This window comes from Brevibacillus antibioticus (assembly GCF_005217615.1).
GTDB classification, from domain to species: Bacteria; Bacillota; Bacilli; order Brevibacillales; family Brevibacillaceae; genus Brevibacillus; species Brevibacillus antibioticus.
In genome coordinates this window covers 3,432,237-3,454,443 of record NZ_SZNK01000001.1, presented here as the reverse complement: position 1 = coordinate 3,454,443, position 22,207 = coordinate 3,432,237, and the positions used below count along the sequence as shown (strand labels likewise).

19 protein-coding genes are annotated in these 22,207 nt (G+C 49.5%); 13 read left to right on the top strand and 6 right to left on the bottom strand.

Annotated elements, in window-relative coordinates:
- Nucleotides 1-19: 19 nt before the first annotated feature.
- Nucleotides 20-268 (top strand): glutaredoxin family protein, encoded by a 249-nt coding sequence (locus E8L90_RS16080; RefSeq protein ID WP_137030269.1) that lies wholly within the window; start codon nucleotides 20-22, stop codon nucleotides 266-268.
- Between the two features lie 35 nt (nucleotides 269-303).
- Nucleotides 304-858 carry a peroxiredoxin gene (locus E8L90_RS16075; protein WP_137030268.1) on the top strand — a complete coding sequence of 185 codons (555 nt, stop codon included), beginning with the start codon at nucleotides 304-306 and terminating at the stop codon, nucleotides 856-858.
- A 107-nt stretch (nucleotides 859-965) separates the two neighbouring features.
- On the opposite strand, the gene E8L90_RS16070 is transcribed toward E8L90_RS16075, so the two are convergent.
- Entirely contained in the window at nucleotides 966-1,880 is a 915-nt protein-coding gene (locus E8L90_RS16070) for an NAD(P)/FAD-dependent oxidoreductase (protein ID WP_137030267.1), read from the bottom strand.
- A 452-nt stretch (nucleotides 1,881-2,332) separates the two neighbouring features.
- Here E8L90_RS16070 and E8L90_RS16065 point away from each other — a divergent pair, with 452 nt between their 5' ends.
- The 11 genes from E8L90_RS16065 (at nucleotide 2,333) to E8L90_RS16015 (ending at nucleotide 15,719) form a co-directional block, all read left to right on the top strand.
- Nucleotides 2,333-4,555, top strand: a complete 2,223-nt coding sequence (locus E8L90_RS16065; RefSeq protein WP_137030266.1) for a hypothetical protein — start codon at nucleotides 2,333-2,335, stop codon at nucleotides 4,553-4,555.
- 26 nt (nucleotides 4,556-4,581) lie between these two features.
- Nucleotides 4,582-5,766, top strand: coding sequence for a HEAT repeat domain-containing protein (locus E8L90_RS16060; RefSeq protein ID WP_137030265.1), 1,185 nt, complete (start codon nucleotides 4,582-4,584; stop codon nucleotides 5,764-5,766).
- A gap of 17 nt (nucleotides 5,767-5,783) precedes the next feature.
- On the top strand, nucleotides 5,784-7,226 hold the full coding sequence (locus E8L90_RS16055; RefSeq protein WP_137030264.1) for a glycosyltransferase family 2 protein: 1,443 nt from the start codon (nucleotides 5,784-5,786) through the stop codon (nucleotides 7,224-7,226).
- Entirely contained in the window at nucleotides 7,223-8,014 is a 792-nt protein-coding gene (locus tag E8L90_RS16050; RefSeq protein WP_137030263.1) for a response regulator transcription factor, read from the top strand. The genes E8L90_RS16055 and E8L90_RS16050 overlap by 4 nt, the downstream gene beginning before the upstream one ends.
- A 30-nt stretch (nucleotides 8,015-8,044) precedes the next feature.
- On the top strand, nucleotides 8,045-9,406 hold the full coding sequence (locus E8L90_RS16045) for a nucleotide sugar dehydrogenase (RefSeq protein WP_137030262.1): 1,362 nt from the start codon (nucleotides 8,045-8,047) through the stop codon (nucleotides 9,404-9,406).
- A 44-nt stretch (nucleotides 9,407-9,450) separates the two neighbouring features.
- Nucleotides 9,451-11,283, top strand: a complete 1,833-nt coding sequence (glmS, locus tag E8L90_RS16040; RefSeq protein WP_137030261.1) for a glutamine--fructose-6-phosphate transaminase (isomerizing) — start codon at nucleotides 9,451-9,453, stop codon at nucleotides 11,281-11,283.
- 38 nt (nucleotides 11,284-11,321) lie between these two features.
- Entirely contained in the window at nucleotides 11,322-11,528 is a 207-nt protein-coding gene (locus E8L90_RS16035) for a hypothetical protein (protein ID WP_137030260.1), read from the top strand.
- Nucleotides 11,525-12,547: a bifunctional UDP-N-acetylglucosamine diphosphorylase/glucosamine-1-phosphate N-acetyltransferase GlmU gene (glmU, locus tag E8L90_RS16030; protein ID WP_137030259.1), complete on the top strand. Its 1,023-nt coding sequence runs from the start codon at nucleotides 11,525-11,527 to the stop codon at nucleotides 12,545-12,547. Before E8L90_RS16035 ends, glmU begins: the two co-directional genes overlap by 4 nt.
- The gene (locus E8L90_RS16025; RefSeq protein WP_244297250.1) at nucleotides 12,502-13,461 is read left to right on the top strand and encodes a hypothetical protein; all 960 of its coding nucleotides are present in this window, start codon (nucleotides 12,502-12,504) and stop codon (nucleotides 13,459-13,461) included. The genes glmU and E8L90_RS16025 overlap by 46 nt, the downstream gene beginning before the upstream one ends.
- Nucleotides 13,462-13,464: 3 nt before the next feature.
- A complete protein-coding gene (locus E8L90_RS16020; protein WP_137030258.1) occupies nucleotides 13,465-15,144 on the top strand; it encodes a hypothetical protein in 1,680 nt (559 codons plus the stop codon).
- A 68-nt stretch (nucleotides 15,145-15,212) separates the two neighbouring features.
- Nucleotides 15,213-15,719, top strand: coding sequence for a hypothetical protein (locus E8L90_RS16015; RefSeq protein ID WP_137030257.1), 507 nt, complete (start codon nucleotides 15,213-15,215; stop codon nucleotides 15,717-15,719).
- 57 nt (nucleotides 15,720-15,776) lie between these two features.
- On the opposite strand, the gene E8L90_RS16010 is transcribed toward E8L90_RS16015, so the two are convergent.
- The 5 genes from E8L90_RS16010 to E8L90_RS15985 form a co-directional block, all read right to left on the bottom strand.
- The gene (locus tag E8L90_RS16010) at nucleotides 15,777-16,541 is read right to left on the bottom strand and encodes a hypothetical protein (RefSeq protein WP_137030256.1); all 765 of its coding nucleotides are present in this window, start codon (nucleotides 16,539-16,541) and stop codon (nucleotides 15,777-15,779) included.
- A gap of 336 nt (nucleotides 16,542-16,877) precedes the next feature.
- Nucleotides 16,878-18,185: a YheC/YheD family endospore coat-associated protein gene (locus E8L90_RS16000; RefSeq protein WP_137030255.1), complete on the bottom strand. Its 1,308-nt coding sequence runs from the start codon at nucleotides 18,183-18,185 to the stop codon at nucleotides 16,878-16,880.
- Nucleotides 18,186-18,226: 41 nt separating this feature from the next.
- The gene (locus E8L90_RS15995; protein WP_137030254.1) at nucleotides 18,227-19,603 is read right to left on the bottom strand and encodes a YheC/YheD family endospore coat-associated protein; all 1,377 of its coding nucleotides are present in this window, start codon (nucleotides 19,601-19,603) and stop codon (nucleotides 18,227-18,229) included.
- A 3-nt stretch (nucleotides 19,604-19,606) separates the two neighbouring features.
- Nucleotides 19,607-20,695, bottom strand: coding sequence for a YheC/YheD family endospore coat-associated protein (locus tag E8L90_RS15990; RefSeq protein ID WP_137033473.1), 1,089 nt, complete (start codon nucleotides 20,693-20,695; stop codon nucleotides 19,607-19,609).
- A 5-nt stretch (nucleotides 20,696-20,700) separates the two neighbouring features.
- Nucleotides 20,701-22,143, bottom strand: a complete 1,443-nt coding sequence (locus E8L90_RS15985; RefSeq protein ID WP_137030253.1) for a YheC/YheD family endospore coat-associated protein — start codon at nucleotides 22,141-22,143, stop codon at nucleotides 20,701-20,703.
- Nucleotides 22,144-22,207 lie beyond the last annotated feature (64 nt).

The window sequence follows — 22,207 nt, the reverse complement described above, 5'->3', positions numbered from 1 at the left end:
GAAAAGGAGAGAAACAAATATGACACAAACGATCGTATACTCCAGCACAAATTGTAGCTTCTGCAAGCAATTAAAGACGTATTTGACAGAACAAAACATTTCTTTCGAAGAGCGCAACATCGATGAAAAAGAAGAGTACGGCCAGGAGCTGATCCGTTTAGGCGTGATGTCTGTTCCCTTGACAGTCATTGGTGAGAAGCAAATTTTGGGCTTCAATCCGACACGTATCAAAAAAGCACTGGCAGCATTGGAAGAGGCTGCGAAGTAATTTTCATCAGACACCATATAAAGGAGAGATTTCTCATGACAACACAGCAAACGATTCAACTTCAAGTAGGAAAACCAGCACCTGACTTTCACATGCTCACGACCAAAAACCTCGAGACACTGGAAGAACGCGTGTCGCTGGCTGATTACAAAGGAAAATGGCTGATTTTGTTCTTCTGGCCGTTCGACTTCACATTCGTTTGCCCGACAGAAGTAACTTCGTTTAGTGACAATATGGAAGAGTTCGAGGATTTGGATTGCGAAGTGCTGGGCGCATCCACGGATAGCGTACATACGCACCGGGCATGGATCAAAACACCGCGCGATGAAAATGGCATCGGTGAAGTAAACTTCCCGCTCGCAAGTGATTTCAAAAAAGAGACGGCACGAGCTTATGGGGTCCTGGACGAAGAGACAGGTGCAGCTCACCGTGGTTTGTTCATCATTGATCCAGACGGCATTCTGCGCTACCAAGTGGTAACAGACATGAACGTAGGTCGCAGCGTGGCAGAGACAACTCGTATTTTGCAAGCCCTGCAAGCTGGCGGTCTGTGCCCGGCGAACTGGAAGCCAGGACAGAAGACGCTGTAATGAAAGACTGAGCATTGCTTCTATTCTAAAGAAGAGGGACAATCCTACCCGTCTATTGCAAACGGTGGGATTGTCCCTTTTTTATGGAAGGAGCGTGGGGAATGGAGCTAGCTTTGACGATTCCATGCCTCTAAAAGCAGTTCGTTGTTGATACTCATGCCAGCCGCAGAGCCTAGAGCAGCAGCAGTTATCACTTGGTATTGTGTAGTTGCTGCATCGCCTGCACTGTAGACACCCGGTACGTTCGTTTTCCCAAAGTTGTCGACGATGACTGTTCCGGTTTCCGTTATCTGACAGCCTAATGCTTGTGGCAAGTCAGATCCGGCCACGAGTTTTGGAGCAAAAAAGATCCCCGTGCACGAAATGCTATTGCCATCTGCAAGATCAACGCGCTGTACCATCCCATCGACAGATACAATTCGCTCGATTGGGGAGTCGCAGACAGGAATGCGATGCTGTAACAGCTCCAGCCTTTGTTCCTCCGTGAATTCATCTGGTCCATTGGTGCAGATGGTGTATTGTTTGGTCCAACCAGACAGTACTTTTGCCAAATGCAATGCCTTTTCCCCGTTGGCGATCAAGACGAGTGGCTGGTCGCGTAATTCCCATCCATCGCAATAAGGGCAGACAAAAGCACTTTTTCCATACACGTCTGCTAATCCGTTAACAGGCAAAGGGAGATCCGTCATTCCCACTGCGAACAGCAGCTTTTTGCTTTGATAAGTCGTTCCCTGTGCAGTCGTAATGAGAAAATTTCCATCGTGCCCCGTGATCGTTACAGCTGTATCCTCCACGAAATAGACAGAGGAGTAGGCCCTGATTTGCTCTCTTGCCATGCGACGAAATTCGCTCGGAGTGATGCCGTCTCTCGTAAGAAAGCCATGGGACTCACGTGTAACGCGATTGCGTGGACGGCCTTCATCAATAACGACCACATTTTTTCTTGCCCTGCCAAGTGCGAGAGCGGCACTCATACCTGCTGGTCCGCCGCCAATAATCCCTACATCCATAAGTTGATTCATGTTTGTATACCACCCTTATAGATTCCTTATGTCTTCAATGCGAAAACAAAAAACCCACCCTACGCGACTATTGTAGATCCTTTATATCTATTATAAACAAGCCTTCCTAAGAATCAAGCAGAGAAACACTTTATATTCTTTTTGTAAATAATCTCCTTAATCGGCAAAATCCAACTTTTTCCAAATAGTAGCAACCTACCATTTTTGCAAACGAAAAGGAAAAAAAAGGAAGTGCAAATATACCTAAGTGAGAAAAAGTGTGGGCCAGAAGACCGTCCCGGTTGCAGGACTTCTTTCCAAAAAATGTAGGACGATGGAGCGAATTCGTCCCAACATTACAGTTTCATGACAAATCCGAAAAAGACACAATAGTGAATTTTGTCTATGGGAACGTTTTGCTCCCTATGTTTACAATGACTGTGACATGGCAACATATCGGAGGTTGACGAGAAATGGAGCCAACAAAAAAGAGAAGATGGCGCTGGATGAGCCTGACCATACTGATCGTGGTGGGGGTAAGTGCCTTCTGGTGGTTTTGGGCAGCAGATCATGTTGAAAGCATGGAGACGACTACAGGTGCTCAATTAAAATTTCGCGCAAATGGCGAGCTGTTCGAAGTCTATCAGAATCAGAAATGGCAGCCATTTTTTGCGAAAGGCGTCAATCTGGGGGCATCGTTACCGGGGCATTATCCGGGTGAGCTCCCTATAACAAGAGAGGATTACATGCGCTGGTTCGCGATGATCGACGAGATGGGGGCGAACGTCATTCGTGTGTATACCATCCATACCCCTGTCTTTTATGAAGCATTGGTCGACTACAATCGGCGAAAAGAAGGGGACCCTCTCTATTTGATGCAGGGCATTTGGAGTCCAGAAGAGCTGTTAATTGAAAAGAAAGATGCCTATTTACCAGAGATTCGCGAGGCGTTTCGACAGGAAATCAAGGATGCAGTCGGCGCTGTCTACGGAGATATCACCCTGCCGGAAAAACCGGGAAAGGCAAGTGGTACATACCGTGCCAATGCGGGCAAATACTTGATCGGCTGGCACACAGGAACCGAGTGGGACCCCGTGATGGTGCAAAACACCAACCGGCTGCATCAAAAAGTAGCTCCCTATCAAGGGAAGTACTTCCACGCGACACCGAATGCAACCGCTTTTGAGACATGGATTGCTGAAATGGTGGATACGGTCGCAATGGAAGAGAGCAAGCATGGTTGGCAGCATCCGATGACTTTCACCAATTGGGTGACAACAGACCCCTTATCGCATCCGGGAGAGCCGATCCAACATGAAGATTTGGTCAGTGTCGATCCTACCCATATAGAGCCAACGCAGTGGGAGGCAGGCTACTTCGCCTCCTATCACGTGTACCCGTATTATCCGGACTTCTTCCGCTACGACACTACGCTGCAACAGCTGAAGAACGATGCAGGGCAAATCGATACGTACAAAGCGTATTTGCGACAACTGAAGCAGTATCACAAAAACATGCCGATCATGGTGACGGAATTTGGGGTCCCGGCATCGGTGGGAGTCGCCCATCTGGGAAATTTGGGGCGCAATCAGGGTGGTCATTCAGAAAAGCAGCAGGGAGAGATTGATGCCGGGCTTTTGCAAGAAATCCATCAGGAAGGGTATGCGGGAGCAATCGTATTCGTCTGGCAGGACGAGTGGTTCAAAAAAACGTGGAACACGATGCGCTTTGAGCTGCCGGAAGATCGGCGCTCCCTGTGGATCAACGTGTTGACCAACGAATCTCTGTTTGGAGTGCTTGGCATGTACCCGAACAAAGAAGGCGTGCTGACCATCGATGGGAATCGCACAGATTGGGATCAGCTCGTGCCGGAGGAGAAGCAACGCCTCGATGTTCAAGTCCCTGGCTTCGACGAAATCTGGATGACACATGATGAAGGGTACGTCTATTTCCTTGCTCAATTGAAGGAAGAGTTTGACCCGGCTAAACAACAGCTCTATGTAGGTGTTGATACGCTTCCTGGCGGGAACAAGCATACGGCTCAGCTTCCCGGTCTGACGCTGGATGAGGGGCTAGAGACGCTGATTGCGTTGGGAAAAGCAGACGAAAGCCAGATTCAAATCGCTGCCAATTACGACTTTCATGCACGCTTATACGGAAAACGCTACGGCATGCTTGTGGTCAAAGAAGAGGAGAAAAAAGACAATTCCGGGATATTCAAGCCGTGGAAGCTGGCTGTTAGCTTGGAGATGGAGCCGCCAGACAGCAAGAAGTACTATCCGTTGGAGGAAGTCGATGTCGGCAAGCTGATCCGGGGAACGACAGATGCCCAAGACCCGCAGTACGACTCACGAGCCGCCTGGCAAGCAAAGGGCAAAGTGGTAGAGCTGAGAGTACCATGGATGCTGCTGGGATTTACAGACCCGAGCTCCTTGTCTGTCATGAGCTATGAAGATGCTGGCAAAAGCTTCACGACGGAGACGACGAAAGGCATTCGCATCCTGCCGCTCCTGGTGGATACAGCGACCAAACAAATCGTCGGGCAAAACGCTTATGCAGTGACGAAGCTCCCGATGTATACATGGCAAGGCTGGGAGCAGGTGGGCTATCATGAACGCAAAAAACAGAGCTATTCCATACTAAAAAAAGCATTCCATGAGATTGAGGCTCCGGTGAAGATCGGGACTCAGCCTTGATTGGATTGGATAGGAGAGTGGCAAACGTGCAAACACCATTGGCGACGGCAATTGTTTTTCTGTACGCGCTAAGTGGATTGACAGTACTAGGCTTGCTTGTCTTGTTCGCACTGAAGCTGCGCAACATTTCGGTGGAGAAACAGACCATACGTTGTTTGGAAAAATATCGCGACTACTTCGTTTACCTGCAAGCATACGGGGAAGAAGAGGAACGCTTGCAAGTGCCTTATGGCCATGTGACCCAAAAAGAAAAGCAAATCATTCAGAAAAAGCTGTTTGAGCTGATGGAGTGCTTCACAGGCATTCATCGGGATAAGCTGATCTGGCTCTGCGAGGATATGGGTCTCGTAGAGCTGGACATGAAAAGACTAAATGGCTGGTGGAAATGGACGAGAGTGGATGCCGCCTACAATTTGGGGATCATGCGCTCCAAGCTGGCCGTACCTAGTCTCTTAACCCTCCTGCAAAAAAACACAAATGATACCAGTGTTTTTATCATTGCGCGCTCCGTCGCCAAATGCGCACGCAACACAGAAGATTTGCGGGAAATGGTGACTCACGTTGTCGGAGCGAAGAATAATGTCCACCAACTCATCGTGGACATCATCAGTGATGCGCAGGTGGAAACGGTACCGCTTTTCGCACAGTTTTTACAAGATTCCGATGCTGAACTGGTCAAAATCGGACTGATTGGCTTCGCTGTGCATGCCCAGCCTGGCATTGAGCCCGCGCTATACCAGCTCATTCAATCGCCTGACAAGGAAGTCCGAATTAAGGCAGTCAAGCTCATGTGCCGGGATATTCGCTATATGAATGAACAGACAGTCACGGATTTTATGAACCACAAAGATTGGGAAATTCGGGCAATGGCAGCCAAAGCAATGGGCTCGCTGAAAGTGCATGCGTACATCCCCTCGCTGAAAAAGGCGGTGGGCGATGCGAACTGGTGGGTTCGTCATCACAGTGCACGCAGCCTGGCACAGCTAGAGGTCGAAGGTTTTGCTGCCCTGTGTGAAATTTTGCGGGAAGAAAGAAACGGTCATAAGAGCGAGATGGCTCATCAAGTGATCCAGGAGGAGCTGGAAAAAGAGAAGCTGGTTCTACAGGGTGCGACAGCAACAGAGAGGCTTGTGCAATACAACGAAAAGCTGCATCTGTACCGCAAGTCGTATCGTAAAACGATCTCCACGGTTCAGGCACTGGAAAGATAGAGGGAAAGGAGGCTGCCATGAGAGATTTTCTACTTTACTACGGAGTCTTTGCGGTCTATTACGTCATCGCGATCAACTCTTTGTACTTTATCATCATGCTGTTCTCGTTCAAGAGCATCATGGGAATCTTAAAAAGCTCCATCTATTCGAGATTCCAGACGCTTTCAGGCTCTGAGCACGTTCCGCCGATTTCGATTCTCGTGCCAGCATACAACGAGGAGCTGACGATTATTGAGAATGTAAGGTCGCTCTTATCCTTGAACTATCCGCGCTACGAGGTGCTCGTGGTCAACGATGGATCGAAGGATGCTACCTTGCAGGTATTGATTAACGAGTTTTCGCTGGTTTACTCCGAGCACATGCCGGTGCAGCCGCTTCTTCATACGTCGAACATCAGGGGAATCTACCACAATCCGGCTTTTCCCAATCTGTATTTGATCGACAAAGAGAACGGAGGAAAAGCTGACTCGCTCAATGCGGGGATCAATCTCTCCCACTATCCGTTGATCGCTTCCATTGATGCAGATTCCTTGCTGGAAAAAGACGCGTTGATTCGCATTGCGAAGGTGTATATGGAAAACCCGGATGAAACAGTGGCCATCGGCGGAGATATCCGTATTGCCAACGGCTGCAAGATCGAAGACGGTGTCGTGAAGGACATTCGCTTGCCAGACAAGTTTTTGCCGATGATACAAACCGTCGAGTACCTCAAAGCGTTTCTAGGAGGACGGATCGGCTGGAGTGCGATCAACGGATTGATTATCGTCTCAGGCGCGTTCGGTGTTTTTCGCAAGGATTACATCATCAAGGTAGGCGGTTATCGCGAGGGGTATCCGGGTGAAGACATGAACATCATCATCAAGCTGCACAAGTACATGCTGGAAAACAAGCTGCCGTACCGCGTGGCATTTTGCCCCGATGCAGTCTGCTGGACACAAGCGCCGGATACACTCAAAATTTTGGGCAGTCAACGGCGCAGATGGGGACGCGGCAATCTGAAAAACATGATTGAGTATGGCAGACACATGGCGTTTCGCCCCAAGTATAAGCTGTTCGGGATGCTCACGCTACCGTTCAATATCATGTTCGAAACCTTGAATCCGTACTTCCGCATCACGGGTCTCTTGGCCCTCATCGGTTACACCTTGCTGGATATGACCAACGGCTACGTCCTCTTAGTCTACGGCTTGCTCAATGTGCTGTATGGCGTGCTGCTTGGCATTGGCTCCTTATTGCTGGAGGAAATCGCGTTTCGACGGTATCCGCGTTTTCGAGACATCGTCAAAATGCTTTTCTATACGATTCTGATGTTCTTCGGCTATCGGCAAATCGGTGTCATCTGGAGATTCCTTGGTCATATTGAGTTTTTGCGCAACAACAACTCCTGGGGAACGATGACACGGACGAGTTGGCAGACGAAGGGCAGCGAAAAAATTTCAAGTTTGGAGGCTAGATCATGAGTAATCTCGTACCTGTTTTTTACGAGCATCTGAGCAAGATGGAAGAGAAACAATTGGCGTGTGGGGTTATTCTGGCGGCTTGCAAAACCCTCACGAAGGAATCAATGGAGCTGATCAAGCAAGATCTGGGCACCAGTTCAGGAGACGGCTCCGAGATTGCTTTGCACTACGCGTATGACAAAAACAAGCAGCTCTTCGGAATTCTGCTTGAGGGACAGAAGCTTTCGAGCACCCATTTCTATGCTTTGCGTGTCAAAGACTATTTGCAAGAGCACAAACTGCTGGCAGGCAGTCTCTTGATTGCGAGTTTTCCCGAAAGCTCGCGCTCGTCCGGTCAAATGCTGATGCGGATGATCCAAGAGATGAGAGAGCCAGGCGCTCATGGGGAGATCCAGATTTACGAGCACAATCCCGCTCAAAAAGAGGAGCCGGCAAGTATTTTGCTGGTTAACCATGATGAGACTGTTAACGAGTTTTTGAGCATCTACTTTCAGCGTAAAGGGTATCTCGTTACGGTAGCCAATGACGGGATGGATGGCATGGAAAAATATCAGGAGGTCGCCCCTGATCTCGTGATTACCGACCTGAATCTCCCTATCCTCAATGGATACCAGCTCATGGAAAAAATCAAGCATATCAGCGCTTCCATGAGCAAGATTATGGTGCTCACAGACAAACGTCTGGAAGAAGATGTGCAAAAATCATTTGCGATGGGAGCATCTGACTATATTACCAAGCCATTCTCCCCGGTAGAACTGGAAGCCAGGGTGAAAAGGCTAATTTCATAATTCTAGAAAGAGAAAGGGAGAGAAACGAGGATGGCGAGATACGAGGAACTGCAACAGAAGATTCAACGAAAGACAGCGAGAGTGGGTGTCATTGGGCTTGGGTATGTAGGGCTGCCGCTGGCGGTAGAGACGATCAAGAGCGGTTATACCGTAATTGGAATCGATCTGCATGGCGGAAAAATCGAGAGCCTGAAAAGAGGAGAGTCATACGTTCAGGATGTTTCTAATGAAACCTTGCAGGAATGCCTCGCGACCAATCGCTTTTTTCCGACGACGGATTATAGCGTAATCGAGGAGCTGGATGCGATCAGCATTTGCGTTCCGACGCCACTCAGTCCCAATCAGGACCCGGACACCTCTTACATTATAAACGTTGTCGAGCAAATCAAGAGATTTATGAAAAGAGGAATGCTCATTACGCTGGAGAGCACAACCTATCCGGGAACGACGGAGGAGCTGATCCAGCGCGAATTTGAAAAGCTGGGCTATCGGGCTGGCATCGACTTTTTCCTCTGCTACTCGCCAGAGAGGGTCGATCCGGGCAATCGCAATTACAGTACGTACAATACGCCAAAGGTGATCGGCGGAACGACAGAACGCTGCATGGAGTTAGGTACACTCTTGTATGGCAGCTTAGTCAAAACCGTCGTACCGGTCTCCTCGCCAAAGGTGGCGGAGATGTCCAAACTTTTGGAAAACACCTTCCGGAGCGTCAATATTGCCTTCATGAATGAGATGGCGATGATGTGCGACAGAATGGGCATCAATGTTTGGGAAGTAATCAAGGCCGCATCGACCAAGCCTTTCGGGTTCATGCCGTTTTACCCGGGACCCGGAATCGGTGGGCATTGCATACCGCTCGATCCGATGTATTTGTCGTGGAAGGCCAAGGGCTTTCGTTTTCACAGCCAATTTATTGAGATCGCCCAATCGATTAACGACAACATGCCGGACTATGTGCGAAACAAGACAGCACAGGTGCTTAACATTTACGCCAAAGCAATCAACAGCTCGCGCATTTTGATTCTCGGCATGGCCTACAAGCCGGAAGTCGATGACCTGCGGGAATCACCAGGTCTGGAGATTTACGAGCTATTCACTAATAGCGGAGCAACTGTTGACTATTACGACCCGTATGCGCAGAGCTTTGTGAATAAAAAAGACGAGATCGTCCATTCCATTGCCAATGACTACGAGGTGTTCAAGACTTACGATTGCATGGTGCTCATTACGAATCATCAATGCTTTGCCTATCAGGAGCTGGCGGATTTGGGAGTGGCCATTATCGATACACGAAATGCGTTTGAGGACATCAAGAATCCGAATGTGTATCGCATCGGAACCTCCGTTGCGATCAGGCAGGAGAAGGAAGTCGTCAGCTTGCTCGCATAATACAAAGTCCGAACATTATAGGCAATGAGGGAGGAACCGAAGACATGTGCGGAATTATGGGATATATCGGGAACAGGGAAGCGCAGCCGATTCTAATCAATGGGCTGCGAAAGCTGGAATACAGAGGCTACGATTCCGCTGGCATTGCGATTTGTGACGGAGCAACCATCGGCATTCGCAAGGCAAAAGGCAGAATTGACGTACTGGAGAGCCAAACCCAAAAGTCCGGCTTGCAGGGTTCCATCGGCATTGGTCATACGCGCTGGGCGACACACGGACGACCGTCTGACGAAAACTCTCATCCTCATTTTGATCAGTCTGGCAAGTTCTCGATCGTGCATAACGGTATTATCGAAAACTATCTGGATCTCAAGCAGGAGTTGATCGAAAAAGGCGTGACGTTTACTTCGGAGACAGACACGGAGGTCATCGTGCACCTTTTGGCGCAGGAATACGACAACAACCTGGTTGCGGCAGTACAGAAGGTCGCTGGCAAAATTCGCGGAGCATTTGCCCTCGGTGTGATGACGGAGCACGAGCCTGACAAGCTGATTGCAGTCCGTATGGCGAGCCCGTTGATTATCGGGGTAGGGGAGAATGAGAATTTCATCGGTTCTGATATCCCGGCGATCCTGGAACATACGCGTTATGTGTACGTTCTGGAAGACGGAGACTTGGCGGTTTTGACCAGAGATTCTGTTCACGTCATGCGTCTGGATACGACGGAGCCAATCGAGCGAGAGCTGATGCGGATTGAGTGGGACAAGGAGCAGGCGGAAAAGGACGGCTTTGCGCACTATATGCAAAAGGAAATATATGAGCAGCCGCGTGCCCTGCGCAATACAATGACAGGCAGAATCGATGCTACCCAGCAAAAAGTTGTTTTTCCTAATCTTCAGTTATCAGAAACGGGTGCCAAGCGTGTGGAGAAAATCTACATTGTCGCATGCGGCACTGCTTATCATGCGGGCTTAATCGGCAAGCATGTGATCGAGCGACTGGCACAGATTCCGGTAGAAGTAGATGTAGCGTCGGAGTTTCGTTACCGTCGTCCACTCTTTCACCCCAATACGCTCACGATTGCCGTCAGCCAATCAGGGGAGACAGCAGATACATTGGCAGCCATGCGTGAAGCCAAACGAAACGGCTCAGCAGTACTCGCGATTACGAATGTAGTGGGAAGCTCGATTGCCCGTGATGCCGATGATGTGATTACGACAAATGCAGGTCCGGAAATCGCGGTCGCTTCGACGAAGGCATATACCTCCCAGTTGATTGCGTTTTACTTACTTGGCATCTATTTGGCGCAAGCGAAGGGAACGCTGGATGCTGGCACCCGTGCCTCACTGCTTCGCCAACTGGTGGCTCTCCCGGATCAAGTCGAGCATATTCTTGCGCATGCGGATGAGATACGTCATTTCGCTGAATCGATCAAGGACGAGCAACATCTGTTTTTCATCGGACGAGGACTCGATCATGCAGTATCGATGGAAGGCTCGCTCAAGCTGAAGGAAATCTCGTATATTCATTCAGAGGCGTATGCGGCAGGGGAGTTGAAGCACGGCACGCTGGCGCTGATTGAAGAGGGAACGAGAGTCATTGCCTTGGCTACACAGGATGAGCTGCATGAGAAAATGATCAGCAATATTACAGAAGTGAAAGCCCGTGGAGCAAAGGTTCTCGGTATTACCTTAGATGGACATGTAGAGCTGCATCGCTCGGTCGATGATGTTTGCCTGATTCCGCAGACAGATGCTTTGTTTACACCAGTTGTAGGCGTTATCCCCCTCCAGCTCATTTCCTACTACACTTCTGTTGCACTCGGCAATGACGTAGATCGTCCACGAAATTTGGCCAAAAGTGTAACAGTTGAGTAAACACAAACGTCAGTGGTAGAAGAAAGGGGGAAAGATGAATGAACACCTCGATGCGGACGTTGAATCAGGAGAAATTACTGGAGATTATGCTTCAGGCCTATCAGCTGGGCGTGCAGAGGAAAGACATTAATTTGAGCATGATGATTGACTCATTGACGTATGAATTGAAACCATACTTCGATCAGCAAATCCAACAAGGTCAGCTTGCAAAAGGGGAGCTGACCAAGACGGAGGCGATAGGATGAACATACATGCAGTAGTACTCGCAGCGGGAAAAGGAACCAGAATGAAATCTTCGCTCTACAAGGTCATGCATCCAATCTGCGGGAAGCCGATGATTGAGTATGTCGTAGAGACATTGGAAGCATTGTCACTTCGCCACTTGGTCGTCGTTGTCGGTCACGGAGCCGAAATGGTCAAAGAGCAGCTAAAAAACCGCGTTCAGTATGCGTATCAACCGGAACAGCTGGGCACCGCTCATGCTGTTTGGATGAGCCACGAAATTCTTGGGGCGCAGGATGGCGTAACGATTGTCATGAATGGAGATACACCGCTCGTACAAGAACAGACGCTGCGAAGTTTGCTCGAGTATCACCAGCTCAAGCAGGCAGCAGCCACGGTTTTGACCTCCATCGTGGACGAGCCAACAGGCTATGGCAGGATCATTCGCGACGAGAACGGCGATGTCCGTAAAATTATCGAGGAAAAAGACGCGACCTTGGACCAAAAAAAGGTGAACGAGATCAGCACCGGAATCTTTTGCTTTGATAATCAAAAGATGTTTTCGATGCTGCCGATGGTCTCAAACGAAAACGCACAAGGGGAGTATTACTTGCCGGACGTTCTGGGGCTATTACAAGAGCAAGATCATTTGGTAGCGGCGTTTGCAACGGATGATCCCGAAGAAGGCAATGGCGTCAATGATCGTGTGCAGCTTGCTGATTTGGAACAGCTGATGCGCAAGCGAATCAACGATTTCCATATGCGAAACGGAGTTACGATGATAGACCCGAGCTCGACGTACATTGATTCTGACGTAATGATTGGGCGTGATACGGTGCTCTATCCAGGAACCTGCCTTTTTGGCGACACACAGATCGGTGAAGGCTGCCAGATTGGGCCGAACGCGCTGGTCAAAAACAAAAGCATCGAGGATTACACGAGAATTCAGCCGTTTTCTGCGGTTGACGGCAGTACGTATGGTGAGCGGGCTTTTGCGTGCGCGGGAGCGACGACACAACGGTACGGTATCGACCAGCACTGATGCAGGTACTTCGCCGATATAGCTGGCTTTGGATAGCCCTGATTCTTGTGACAGTGGCTTCGATCAGCATGCTGTCGTTGGCAAACACCCGCTCCTCCCTGACAAAAGCAACCTGGATATGGGATGCCAAGCAACTGGAGACCCAAACCGATGAAATGATCGAGTTTGCCGAGAAAAACAACATCAACCTGATCTATCTTCACGTTGAACCAGCAGCAGTTCCGCCAGAGACGTATCGTACGTTCATTGAAAAAGCAAACCAGGCAGGCATCAAGGTAGAGGCGCTTGGCGGTGACCCTAATTGGGCATTAACAGCGAATCGCCAAAGCATCGACGATCTCATTTCCTGGGTGAAGGCGTTCAATCGCAGTGCCAAGCCAGATGAACGATTCTCGGGAATTCACGTCGATATCGAGCCGTATTTATTGCCTGCATGGAAGGAAGACCAGGAAGAAATCGTCCGGCAATGGCTGAAAAATGTCAGCTATCTGGTAGCAGAAATGAAGAAGGATACGGATCTCGCTATCGGCGCCGACTTGCCTTTTTGGATCGACTCCGTAAACGTTCCAGACAGTGATGAGAAAGTGAGCAACTGGATGGTGCAGCGACTCGACAGTATTACGTTAATGGCCTACCGCAATCAAGCCCTTGGGAAAAATGGGATCGTCGATATCGTAGAAAAGATCGTCGATGATGCCAATGTACGCAAAAAAGGGTCGGTCATCGTAGGCGTCAACATCATGGAAACGATGGAAGGCGCTCATGTGAGCTTTTATGAAGAAGGCACAGAAGAGATGAACAACCAGTTGGCCATTTTACAGGAGGAGCTGTCAAACAATCCGGCGTTTGCAGGAAGTGCGATCCATGATTACGAGAGCTGGAAGCACGCAAGACAACGAGAGGAGCAACATTGACGAATGAAAGCTGCGCGCATCTATTTGAGTGTTCTCTGCCTGACGGTCGGCTTTCTGTTCGGCTTTTCCCCCGCGGAGAAGAAGAGTAAAGCAACATGGATCTGGCAATCCGAAATGATCGGGAGAGAGAAACAAGAGATTCTCGATTTCTGCAAAAGTAACGATATTAATCTCGTCTACTTGCGAATCGAAATGAACAAGCTCTATGAATACTATCGCGATTTTATCGGCGAAGCGACAGAGATGGGGATCGAGGTTCATGCGGTAGCCGGTCATCCAGCATGGGCGCTCAAAAGCAATGAAAAGCGGATGATGAACATCGTCCACTGGGTAAAAAGCTACAACCGTGAAGCGCAGAAAAATGAGCGAATTCGCGGGATTCAGTTAGACATCGAGCCGTATCTTCTGCCATTTTGGGAGACTGATCAGAAGCGGATTATCCGTGAATGGCAAGCCAATGTGCAGGCGTTCACAGCCGAGGTGTCAAAAGATGGGGATTTGGTTGCCAGTGCAGCCATTCCATTTTGGCTGGACGATATTCCTATTCCGGGACAAGAGGAGATGTCTCTGTCCAAATGGATGATAGGTCAGTTTGATACGGTATGTATCATGGCGTATCGTGACACACTGTCAGGTCAAAACGGCATCCTGAATTTGATTGATCAGGAAATGAAGGAAGCGGATGAATTAGAGACACGTGTCTTGGTCGCTGTGAATATGAAGCCGCTTGCTGAAGACCACGCTTCTTTTGCAGAGGAAGGCCTGGCTCTCATGAACCAGCAAATAGAGCGATTGCCTGCACATATGGCACAGCATCCATCCTTCTCCGGTGTCGCGATCCACGATTATCGCTACTGGAAGGAGGCGGCTCCACTGCCCCCGACAACGAAGCAACGTTACAAAGGCACCTACATATGGCGTGCAGAATTGATTGGCACGGAAAAGGAGGAAATTCTCTCCTTTGCGGAACAAAACAGGGTGAATCTCCTCTATGTTCGTCTAGATTTGGAGCTGCCGACTTCCTATTATCGTGATTTCGTGAGAGAGGCTCGTGAAGCGGGTATCGAGGTTCATGCGATGGGCGGTCATCCGATTTGGGCTCTGTCTGAGTGTCGGGGCAAGATCAATAAGCTCGTGAATTGGGTGAAAGCCTATAATGAGGCGGTCTCGATAGAAGAGCAGTTTCACGGCATTCACTTAGACATTGAGCCGTATGTCCTTCCTGTCTGGCGCGAGGATAAAGAGGAAGTCTTGCGCCAGTGGATGGGCAACATCGAAGCATTTGTCGAGGAGACCAAAAAAGATGCTTCCTTGGAAGCGAGCGTCGATCTCGCTGCATGGCTGGACAAGACACCGACTCCGGGTCAGCCCGAATTGCCGTTTTCGCATTGGATGATCAAACAGCTTGATCATACGACCTTGATGGCCTTTCGCGATCGTGCTCCTAGCATCATCGGCTTGGTTGAGAATCAGATGAAGTACGCAGAAAGTCTCCAGAAAAAGCTGGTCGTCACCGTGGAGACGAAAGAGAGCCACGAAGGGAACGGGATCAGCTTTTACGAGGAAGGCATGGGCGAAATGGAGCGGCAGCTGGATCTGGTGACAAAAGCGCTGGATCGGTACTCCTCTTATTGGGGGCTCGCCATTCATGCCTATGACTACTGGAAAAACGGGAAAGAGTAGGCTGCCAGCATCGTGAACCATTGTTGTACAATAGAAGAAACCGAGCGTCGGAAAGAGGAGAACAAGCCATGCGAGATGTGCCAAACCGACATCGAAATCTTCCACAGCGTACGCCTGAGATGTTGTACAACGTGGTGCGCAAGTTTTACCGTGGAGCAGTCAGTCATTTTGACCTGATTCAGGAGAAAAAGCAGGAAGCACGTGCAGCCTTGGAAGCTGGTGACCATGACAAAATCCGTGCAGTCGTACACACACTATTTTTGGAGTTCCATTTTTATGTGACCTGCTGGCTCCAGATAGAGCTTGCCCTGTATCGGTTGGCTCGTCAGGATGAACGTCTTGCGCAAGTGGTGGAAAAATATCGACCATCGTTGGAAAAGCATGTGGCGGTACGGCAACTACTGGAGCAGACGGAAGCGTGTGTGGAGGCGCAGTTTCAATCAGCCGGGGATGGATGGTCCTGCGTGCAGAAGGATGCCTACGTGTTTGGCAGCATCATTTTTACAGTGGATGAACAGAGTTTGCAAGATTTGCACGTCGTGTATCAGGAGATTTGGGAAAATGTAGACCGCTGAACCATCTTCCATAATAAAAAGCGTGACCGTCGCAATGGATGGTCACGCTTTTCTCATTTAGAAAGTGCCAGGAAAAATGGAGCCTGTGTGAGGAGCCATTTGGCCTGGGGTGTTCAATTGGCGAACCTCTTGTGTATTCGTTCCTGCAAAGCCAGGAGAGAAGACCGATTGTGCTCCTACGCCAGCCTGATTGCTGTACGACTGATTGGCATATGCCTGTGGTTGCAGCTGAGATTGTTGCAGCTGACCTTGCTGCGCATGCATGCCATAGCCAGTGTTATTCAACTGGCGAACTTCCTGGACATTGGTATTGGCAAAGCCAGGCGAAAAAATACTGCCAGTCATCGCTGGCGGATACGCTGCTTGATTCGTATAGCCAGGTTGTCCTCCGTAGCCGCTATGATTGCGGGCTTGAACCTCTTGAACATTCGTGCCGGCAAAGCCCGGAGAGAAAATAGAGCCTTGTCCAACCGATTGCTGATAAGAAGGCTGTGCTTGTATGTAGCCAGCTTGCTGGCCTTGTGCATAGCCGAAATGCTGTTGCTGTTGTTGTTGTGGATAGCCAGTGTTATTTAGCTGTCTCACTTCTTGGACATTCGTATTGGCAAAACCTGGGGAAAAAATCGCTTGCGCCCCACCGGAAGACATCCCTAATGAAGGAGTTCCGAGCGATTGTGCATGGCCGCCTTGGTTCCAATATTGTACTTCTTGTACGTTGGTTCCGGCGAAGCCTGGTTGGAACATCGAACCTGCAGGGCCTACTGCTCCAAAAAATTGCGGTTGTTGCTGGGATTGCATCATATTGTTATTTGTGTAGGTCATGGTTAAGACCACCTCCATGGAGTATTTTTTCCAAGGTTGATCAGGACATGCATTCAAAATCGAAAAAAACATGCCGGAGTCTAAACGGCATGTTCCTTTAGATCAAATCGTGTGACTTGCCTCATTGTTCAGTGCTACCCGCACGTATAGCCAGCATGCCGATTCACTTATTGCGGTAGCGTTTATCTACAACCAGGAAGGATTGACCCATTATGAGCCAACAGCCTGGGGTCAATCGCGTCAGCCAGTCGTTCATTGGGTGATGCGCCGTTCCCCTTCCTGACGGGCAAATCGCACCAAGGTCGTCTGTGAATCAGCTAGTGCTGTTCGACTCCCTTATCCGGCGGCATTCCCTTGCTTGCTTTGCAAGTGGGAGACATGCTGTGCGTAGTGGATCAAATTCGCTAACGATAATCGTCGAATCGATGGTTCATCGAATTTCTCCGGCTTTGCATTCGCTTCAAAGAGCCATAGCTTTCCTTCTTCTGTTAAGCCAAGGTCCATCGACATCTCAGCCAAATCCGTCCATTCTGCATTTAAAGACCGTGCGATGGCAAGCGCCGTATCGTGAATGTGTCTTTCCATTTGCTCGTGATTATTTTTATACAAGGCTTGCATAACGGTTGATAACGAGTGGATCGAGCCGCCGCGTGGCACATGAGTGGTGATGCTTTGTGAGCCAGACCTTCTGATGCCAATTCCTGTTACGCTCCACTCGCCCTCGCCATCTTTTTGTACGAGGACGCGCACATCAAAAGGTTTGCCGTTGTAATGGGCACGACGGATGCCTTGCTGCATAATGTACTTTTGCTGTTTGACATGAAGTCTAATATGCTTCCACACGTCATTCAAATTGGAAAAGCGGCGAGTAATGGCCTTTTGCTCCTTTAACCGTTGCAGGAACCACTTATCGTTTTTGAAATCAATGCGCATAATTCCCTGACCAGCTTTACCGCGCACAGGTTTCAAGTAGACAAAGCGATGTTTTGTGCAAAAGCTTCGAAAGTGAGCCAAGGTGTCCAGCTGTTTCGTCTCCGGTAAAAAAGCTTGCACTTCCAGGTGGGACTCAAGCATCGTAAACAGCTGTTGCTTGTCAAAAAAGCCGCGATTAAACAATGTGACATTTGGCATCTCATGAATACGGTTCAATGCTCTCCGGACTTCCGGTCGCCGTTCTGCTTTTCTCGTCGGAATTCGGTTGTAAACCACATGGGGGAAAGGTAGAATCACCTCTTGCCACGAGTTTAGACGATTGTTGTACAAATAGCCGCGCACCTTTTTCTTCTCCCAATTGATTCCTTGTGGAGTGAACACATATACGAGTGCACCCCATTGCTTTCCCGATTGAGTAATATCCTTGAAGTTCTCGCGATTTCCTAAAAATGTTGCCCCTTCACCAACGGTCAATATGCCAAATAATGGGCCAAGCTTCAGGGAGTCGCCCGCCATTTTCCAGTTAATGCGTGTACGAATACGGCTTGCTTGCACGCGGGGTAAACCAGCGTATATCCGTTTCGTATGAGAAAAGGGACCGAGACTGGCGACCAGTGGCTTTGGCGAGCGTTTAAAGACTAGCCGTGGTAACTGTACGAACCATCTACCGCTAGGGAGGATCGTCAGCCACCCGGAGCGCTGCTGAAGCATGGTGTTCCTCCTTCCTGAAAAACGGTACAGATCGCGTGCGACTAGAAATTGGCCAAGTAACAGCTATAATCGACGAGCAGCTTGCGGGATTCGTGATCAGCCTGCTTGAGTCGGGCGTGCTTGAATATGGAACGGCCGGGCTTGGAATTCGCTTCGAACATCCAGACATGGCCTTGCGTATCAATTCCCATGTCCAGCCCCAATTCTCCTAGATCAATTCCTTTTGCCAGTTCAATCGCGGTAGCGAGTCGGATCGACGCGTCGGAAACGCGCTGGGTCATGAGGGCTTTTTGTCTGCCAAACAGATGCTGCAACAGGTCATCGCCGGGAATGACAGTACCACCTGTGCGTACGTGGGTAGTTACGCTGCCAGAACCGGCAACCTTGGCAGCCGTGCAAGAGACGACCCACTCGTTTTGCTGATTTTTATGCAAGTGAACACGGAAATCAAACGGACGTCCATGGAATGTCATGAGCGAAATGCCCTGTTGTGCCAGATACGCACTGACGCGACGACTGCGGAAGACATGCTGATAAAGGCTGGACAGCTTGGAGAATTGTCTTTTTACATTGCCGCTGCTTGTATGATAGGAGGCAGTAAAGCCACCGCCTGCCTGGCGAACAACTTTGACAATACCGTACCCGAGACTTCCATTTTTGGGCTTCAAATAAACGATAGGGTATTTACGCAGCAAGTTTCGAACCGTTGTAAGAGAAGGAGAGGTGTAAGTCTCCGGGATATGCTCATTCACTTCTGGATTCGGGTACAGCAGCTGGTGCACGCCCCATTTGTTAAAAAAGCCCTGATTGAACATCGGTAAATTGGGGTAACTGGCGAGTCGATACTTGAATTCCTGAACGGCTTCATGTTTTTCTGCTGAACGAGAGGGAATACGATCATAGACGACATCGGGCATGGCGGTAACGTGTTTTTTCCAAAAGTAGCCGCCAGACTTACTTCTGCGCAAAAACCACGCTTTGACCGTATTGGACTCCCAGTCCACATCGGTTGGGGAAAATATATAGTAGAAGACGCCTTTCCCTTCTTGCGCTTGTAACAGATTGTAAAAAAACGAGGTGCGTGAGCCGATTGGCTGCTTGGGATCGCGTCTGATGCCAGTTGTAACGATCCCGATGGAAGGACCGATCCGGAGTGCGGAGCCCTCTAGTTTGAGCTGGATCAAGCCAGGATGAGGAATGCCCAGCTCCGTTTGCAAGAGCGTCGTCACTTTCATGACGTTCGCATCCGGATTGCGTTTATCTTGTAAGACAGTTGCGACTACTTCCTTTTTACCCAGTAAGACTTTAATTTTTTGGCGTTGCCGTAGCTGGAGCTGTTGGAAGAGAGTAGCTGGCAGGATAATCCCACTGATACGGGGGTTGGAAAGGAAGCGAAGCCGCATTCTGAACGTTTCCATGCTTTAACCTCCTACACGCTCTTTCATGAGATAGTGGGCGTAGCGAACAGGCTGAGTAATCGAATGCAGTTGTGCAGTTGGGTCGTCAATCATGCGAAAAACGTTTCGCCCTGGTCTGCTGTTTACCTCGATGATCCAAACATTACCTGCGGTGTCGATGCCAATATCGATTCCCAGCTCAACGAGTCTGCCGTGTGACTCTTCCAAAAAACGGGGAAGTTCTTCCGCCACTCGGTTGATTGTTTGCTCGATGCGTGCCGCTTTTGCGGATGTGAAGTGAAGGGGCAGGAAAGAGGCCAGAGGTGTAGCTTTCCCTCCTCCGTGCAAATTGGAGGTGATACTGCGTTTGTCTCCCAGGCGCACAGCTTTGCCAGTTGTCCCCCATTTACCTAGCCCGTTTTTTTGAACCAGAACACGGACATCGAATGGGGTACCATCCGGGGTATGCAACTCCAAATAGGGCTGTACCAGGAACTTGCGGCCGGCAGTAAAGACAGAGACAAAACTTTTTAATCCAGCAGTGTCACGAATTCGCCTGGTGAAAGGTTTATTTTCTCGATTTCGTCCAGAAGCTTCATAGCCTGTGCGCATTTCTTTGATTCTCACGACGCCAATACCGTGAGTTCCCGCCATCGGCTTAATGATGGCTGCCCCGTATTTTTCCAAGGTGGCATGGAGCACAGGGTATGAGAATATTTCAGTAGGTGGTAGCAGCGGGGCGAGGAGAGGAGACTTCGCGAGCATCTGGTGTACCTGCCATTTTCCAGACAGACCATGCCCCAAAAACGTAATGTTGCGATCGTTTTGCAACTTTTCCACAAATGGTTTATAGTGGCGATAAGATGGGCCTACAAAGCAACGATCATAAATAAAGGCGGGGATTGGGAAATCTTTCTCGTGCCAGGATCCATTGCGATATTCGAAGCCTTTTACGATACGGCTGGAAAAGTTAACCTTACGTGGTGAAAAAACGAAGACGCGAATGCCGTGCTTGCGTCCATAGAGCGTAAGCTTTTTATAGTACCCTTTGTCTACAAAGTGGGAGCCTTGGCACCGGGCCATGATACCAAGACTTCTCGCGGTTGCTGTCATGTAAGTCACCTTCGCCTGTTTTTGTTGCGCTTCGGCCTTCTTTTTATCGTCTTTTTTGGCTGAATGGTCCGGGGAAAACCGCTTAGAAAGGCGGAATAATCCAGCATGCGAATGACAGAAGGGCGTGCACGCCGAGGCAGCTCTTCGGCACCCTCAGGCAATGGAACTGTTTTGGCTGACTTGGATGGCTTGCTGTTGACCTCCAATAGCCACACCTGTCCATGGACATCGACTCCCAGATCAATTCCGAATTCTGCGTACTGCCCAGGCAGTGATTCTTCTAAAAGGATCGCGAGCTTAAGTGCTACTGCGTTTAACGTTTGGGGCGATGGTCGAATCGCGCTCACCCGTGGACCACAAACTCGCAGCGCTTGAAGGGGAGTCATCATCTGCCCGCCTCTGGATATATTGGAAACAATGCGATTTAATCCCAGGCGAGCGACCATGGAAGTGACGGACCATTCGCCTTTTCGGTCTTTTTGTACTAATACACGAAAATCTGTCGGTCGTCCTTGGATGCCGATTAACGGTAACCCTTGCTGCAGCAAATAGGATGTGCCCTTTGTCCTTTTTTGCAAATACTGATGTAAGCCCTGAATGCTAGCAAATGATTTGCGCAATCCTCCGGGGAACGCGAGCTGGTATCCCACGGGCGAACTTCGAACTCGAATGATCCCGCGCCCCATGCTGCCGTTAGCTGGTTTTGCATAAATAGTGCGATAGGTAGATAGCATTTGCCGCAGGTCTTCCTGATTCAGATAGCGAACCATGCTGGGAAGATGTTCGGAGGCTGTCGGTTGATTCTCGAGAGCGGCGTGTACATGCCACTTATTCAAAAAACGCTCGTTAAAAAAGGGAATGGAAGCGTCCTTGCAGCGTTGAACCCAGTTGGCCATCTGTTCACTTCGTTCGCGTTGGCGGGATACGAGCCGGTTGTAAATGCATTGTGGAAGCGGAAGTACAGTTTGTCTCCAGACGCCGCCTTTTCGAACGAGGCCGCGTACGATTCCTGCATCCCAGTTGACATCCTGAAGCCGAAATACGCAAAGGATTCCTCCGCGTTTACGGGTGATATCGGACATCTCCTGAAAGAAAGAGTTTAGATGTCCAAACGGTGCCGAGAGCGCTGCATTATAGCTTGAAACAAGAACACCTACATACGGCCCGAAAACGATTGTTTTCTGACTCGCATCATAACGGACTAAGAGTGGAACGCCCCTGGGCAGATAAAGTGATTGAGCTAAAGATGGTCGAATGAAGGTTTTACCCGAGGTTTTGCCTCCCCGTTCCCAACCGCCTACGCGTGTGGAAACGGTTTTGCTCCCAAATTGGACCGCAATGGTGGACGGTGTTGAAAGATTCCATTTGCGCAAGTGCGCCTGGGGCAGGTAAAGGTCTACTTCCGATATTATCTCGTTTTCGACAACGATTGTTGGAATGTAGGACATGAGTATCCCCTTCCCATCAGGCAAAGTTAGTCTATGGTATGAGCATCCAAAACGTTTGGTGCCA

Coding starts and splice junctions, on each gene's coding strand:
- E8L90_RS16080 (WP_137030269.1), top strand. CDS start 20: ATGACACAAACGATCGTATACTCCAGCACAAATTGTAGCTTCTGCAAG.
- E8L90_RS16075 (WP_137030268.1), top strand. CDS start 304: ATGACAACACAGCAAACGATTCAACTTCAAGTAGGAAAACCAGCACCT.
- E8L90_RS16070 (WP_137030267.1), bottom strand. CDS start 1,880: ATGAATCAACTTATGGATGTAGGGATTATTGGCGGCGGACCAGCAGGT.
- E8L90_RS16065 (WP_137030266.1), top strand. CDS start 2,333: ATGGAGCCAACAAAAAAGAGAAGATGGCGCTGGATGAGCCTGACCATA.
- E8L90_RS16055 (WP_137030264.1), top strand. CDS start 5,784: ATGAGAGATTTTCTACTTTACTACGGAGTCTTTGCGGTCTATTACGTC.
- E8L90_RS16050 (WP_137030263.1), top strand. CDS start 7,223: ATGAGTAATCTCGTACCTGTTTTTTACGAGCATCTGAGCAAGATGGAA.
- E8L90_RS16045 (WP_137030262.1), top strand. CDS start 8,045: ATGGCGAGATACGAGGAACTGCAACAGAAGATTCAACGAAAGACAGCG.
- glmS (WP_137030261.1), top strand. CDS start 9,451: ATGTGCGGAATTATGGGATATATCGGGAACAGGGAAGCGCAGCCGATT.
- E8L90_RS16035 (WP_137030260.1), top strand. CDS start 11,322: ATGAACACCTCGATGCGGACGTTGAATCAGGAGAAATTACTGGAGATT.
- glmU (WP_137030259.1), top strand. CDS start 11,525: ATGAACATACATGCAGTAGTACTCGCAGCGGGAAAAGGAACCAGAATG.
- E8L90_RS16020 (WP_137030258.1), top strand. CDS start 13,465: ATGAAAGCTGCGCGCATCTATTTGAGTGTTCTCTGCCTGACGGTCGGC.
- E8L90_RS16015 (WP_137030257.1), top strand. CDS start 15,213: ATGCGAGATGTGCCAAACCGACATCGAAATCTTCCACAGCGTACGCCT.
- E8L90_RS16010 (WP_137030256.1), bottom strand. CDS start 16,541: ATGACCTACACAAATAACAATATGATGCAATCCCAGCAACAACCGCAA.
- E8L90_RS16000 (WP_137030255.1), bottom strand. CDS start 18,185: ATGCTTCAGCAGCGCTCCGGGTGGCTGACGATCCTCCCTAGCGGTAGA.
- E8L90_RS15995 (WP_137030254.1), bottom strand. CDS start 19,603: ATGGAAACGTTCAGAATGCGGCTTCGCTTCCTTTCCAACCCCCGTATC.
- E8L90_RS15990 (WP_137033473.1), bottom strand. CDS start 20,695: ATGACAGCAACCGCGAGAAGTCTTGGTATCATGGCCCGGTGCCAAGGC.
- E8L90_RS15985 (WP_137030253.1), bottom strand. CDS start 22,143: ATGTCCTACATTCCAACAATCGTTGTCGAAAACGAGATAATATCGGAA.